The following is a 2,761-nucleotide window of genomic DNA, read 5'->3' as shown; positions in this document are numbered from 1 at the left end:
AGATTTGAGATGTATACAGTACTGAGTCAGCTAAACAAAGCCTTAGTTCAGTGGGTAAGAAACAAGTACAAGAAAAGGAGAGGTCGTACAAAAGCGGGTAAATGGCTAGAAGCTCTTGCTCGCAGGGAGCCTCATCTATTTGTACACTGGACAATGGGGATATTCTATACGGCTGGATAATGGGAGCCGGATGAATCGAGAGATTCAAGTCCGGTTCTGAGAGAGCCTGGGGGTGAAATCCCCCTGGGCTACTCACCAATGGGAAGCCATCCGAATATTGTGAAACTGCCAACTAGAATGAGGAGAGCCATTACATAATCGGGAGTTGCCCATCCGACTATCGAAAGAAATCCGAATACAGAATCCGTAAATCCATCGGGATGCATTGCCGGAAGCCTTGCAAGGATAGCTTCAGAGACTCTTGAGCTGGCAGTCAATGAGTATCCCATATCGCCTCTGAGAGTGTTTCCGAACCACTTGAAGTACATAACTACTGCAGGTCTGTCAAGCCCGTACTTTTCAACTATCCTCTGCTCGGCGTTTGGTGATTTCGAGGCGTTCCCCGTCATATAGGCTCTAAGAAGGACATCAGGCCCCATAGACCAGATCACTGCAAAGACGACAAGCGTTACTACAAAGGCGACAAGCGGCAGGAACATAAGCCTTCTAATAATGAAAGTGGCCAAATCGACCCTCCTGGTTTTGGAAAACAACTTATCAAGGACTTGATCTGCACCCAAAACATTTGCTACGAAAGACATTCCCGCTAGATTAGAAGCGCAATTATGATTTTAGCATCAAGGAGAGGGTGTTAGTATATTTAAAGCGCAGGACGGAAGTCCGTTGGTATCATAAGTGGACTTATTCAAACAACCTCATTCTGAACTGGAAAGCCAGTGACGGGAGAGCTTTAGAAAAAGTGAACGTCTAATCTTCATAGCCTGTATGTTGTATTTCCAAAAAAAACAGTAGAAAAAAGGGAGAGGTATCACCCCTCCCAGTCTCTATAGGAGCCTAATCAGTTTGTTCGTACTATCCTGCTGGCCCAGAACTTTATCGTCTCAAAGACCAGATCAACAATTATTACAATCGCCATCAAGAATAGAATAGCTACCAGAAGTGGATGATCAATACTTGCCGGGTTCAAACTCAGATAGGACGCAATGTCTGGTTTATAATCAGGCGAAACGGCCAGGAATAGAAAGACAAGGCCAAGAGTATTCGAGACGATTTTGCTGAACCGGGAGTAATTGAATATGTTGATCAAGTTGGATACTGAATCTATGATAAGCAGCCCAAAAGCAAGGAATAGTGCGAACTTGAATGAATCCAACGCGATTATCGCGATCTCCGTTAGCTCTCCGCCGCCGAAATAGAATGGTCCGTAAGTGAAAGCAAGAAAGGTTATCCCGGCCCCAACAAGAGAACCTATTAGCACTCCTATTCTCTTGCCCATTGAGGGGGTCTTTTCTTCTCTTATAAAATATGTGAAGTGGGGAAGCTTTGCCGTACCCTTTGCCTGCGTCACGAAGTAAAGAATCAAGCTGACAAGTCCGAAGTCAAATATGAAAGTCACTGGAAGCTGTGAGAGAAGGCTTAGCAGATCGGTTCCCCTGAAATCAAAGATCGCGCCATTCTCGCCAAAAACAAAGGCGATAAGATGAAGTCCAAGATGAATTGCGAATAGAATTCCTGTGTACATGAAGAGATAGTTCTTCAGATGAGGGGCGATGATTGGACCGCCTTCATAATACCTTGCCGCAACTTCTTCTGGTGAACCGTATTCCTTGATCGACATCGCGACTGCAGTGTCATTAATTTCTCCATGTTCCCTCTCTGCTCTTTCCAGTACATGACTTTCAATCTCCCTAAGAATCTCATCCACTTTTTTTGGATTGGTTCCCGGTAAGAACGTTCGTACATCGTCAAGATACTTTTTCAGTCTTTCCATTTTCATTCCTCCCCAACAAAGCTTTTTAGAAGTTGTTCCTGCTCATTCCAAATTCTCAGCAATTCCTTTCTCACCTGTCGTCCAGTTTCCGATATGAAATAGTATTTCCTGGGTTTGTTCTCCTCAACTCTCCACTCGCTCGAAAGAATCTCTCTTTCCTCTAGTCTTCTTAGAAGAGGGTACAAAGTGTTTTCGTCGATTGAGAAGTTCCTTTCTCCAAGTGTTTTCACGATATCGTAGCCGTACATTGGTTCATCGAGCATAACCATGACTAAGAGTTGAATAAAGCCCCTGTTCATTTCCGTTGCCAGTTTGCCTATGTCCATAACATCACCTCTGTACTATGTTGATAATATGATACAGTGTAATACACGGTATTATAATAACATGATAGTATCCGGTGGGTTAAGAATTCATGAAATAGGAGGACGGGAATCTGCAATCTTTCATGCTGAAGAAGGAACCATCATTGGTTAGTAGCCCAAAACCACAGTGGAAACAAGGCTGGGGAAGAACATTTCAAGAAGTGATGCCCGGAAGAGCATCTTAGGAAGTGATGCCCGAAAGAAAATCCGGGGAAGTGAGGCCGAGTTCGTCGAGAAGTGATGCTCGCTGGCGAGACGAAGAATAAAACATTAGAAGCAGTGCGCCAAAAGCATCGGCAGTCGCAATGCTGCCTTCTGCAGGAGGCCTTCTCAGGTCAACCGTCAACGGTCCTCCGTCCCCCGTCGAGAGCATCAAAACCAGATCCCGAAACTAGTTCGGGATGACCCTGAAGAGCAGACCCCAAACAGGAGCCCTGAACAAGAG

4 protein-coding genes and 1 pseudogene are annotated in these 2,761 nt (G+C 45.0%); 1 reads left to right on the top strand and 4 read right to left on the bottom strand.

Going from position 1 to position 2,761, the window contains the following annotated elements; genetic code table 11:
* Positions 1-180, top strand: a pseudogene (locus BG32_RS15695) (group II intron reverse transcriptase/maturase); the annotation flags it as partial.
* Between the two features lie 68 nt (positions 181-248).
* Here the strand turns inward: BG32_RS15695 and BG32_RS00615 are convergent.
* The 4 genes from BG32_RS00615 to BG32_RS15410 all read right to left on the bottom strand — a co-directional run bounded on the left by BG32_RS00615 (position 249) and on the right by BG32_RS15410 (position 2,662).
* Positions 249-686 (bottom strand): ABC transporter permease, encoded by a 438-nt coding sequence (locus BG32_RS00615; protein ID WP_259459404.1) that lies wholly within the window; start codon positions 684-686, stop codon positions 249-251.
* 332 nt (positions 687-1,018) lie between these two features.
* Positions 1,019-1,951: an HAAS signaling domain-containing protein gene (locus tag BG32_RS00610; protein WP_259459403.1), complete on the bottom strand. Its 933-nt coding sequence runs from the start codon at positions 1,949-1,951 to the stop codon at positions 1,019-1,021.
* Positions 1,952-1,953: 2 nt separating this feature from the next.
* Positions 1,954-2,277, bottom strand: coding sequence for a PadR family transcriptional regulator (locus BG32_RS00605; protein WP_121526217.1), 324 nt, complete (start codon positions 2,275-2,277; stop codon positions 1,954-1,956).
* Between the two features lie 220 nt (positions 2,278-2,497).
* Positions 2,498-2,662, bottom strand: a complete 165-nt coding sequence (locus BG32_RS15410; RefSeq protein WP_220660295.1) for a hypothetical protein — start codon at positions 2,660-2,662, stop codon at positions 2,498-2,500.
* Positions 2,663-2,761: the final 99 nt, after the last annotated feature.

Origin of the sequence: Mesotoga sp. HF07.pep.5.2.highcov (assembly GCF_003666285.1) — a bacterium.
GTDB classification, from domain to species: Bacteria; Thermotogota; Thermotogae; order Petrotogales; family Kosmotogaceae; genus Mesotoga; species Mesotoga prima.
Note: the sequence above shows the minus strand (reverse complement) of the source record. Positions and strands in the feature narration are given on the sequence as shown.

Coding starts and splice junctions, on each gene's coding strand:
- BG32_RS00605 (WP_121526217.1), bottom strand. CDS start 2,277: ATGGACATAGGCAAACTGGCAACGGAAATGAACAGGGGCTTTATTCAA.
- BG32_RS00610 (WP_259459403.1), bottom strand. CDS start 1,951: ATGGAAAGACTGAAAAAGTATCTTGACGATGTACGAACGTTCTTACCG.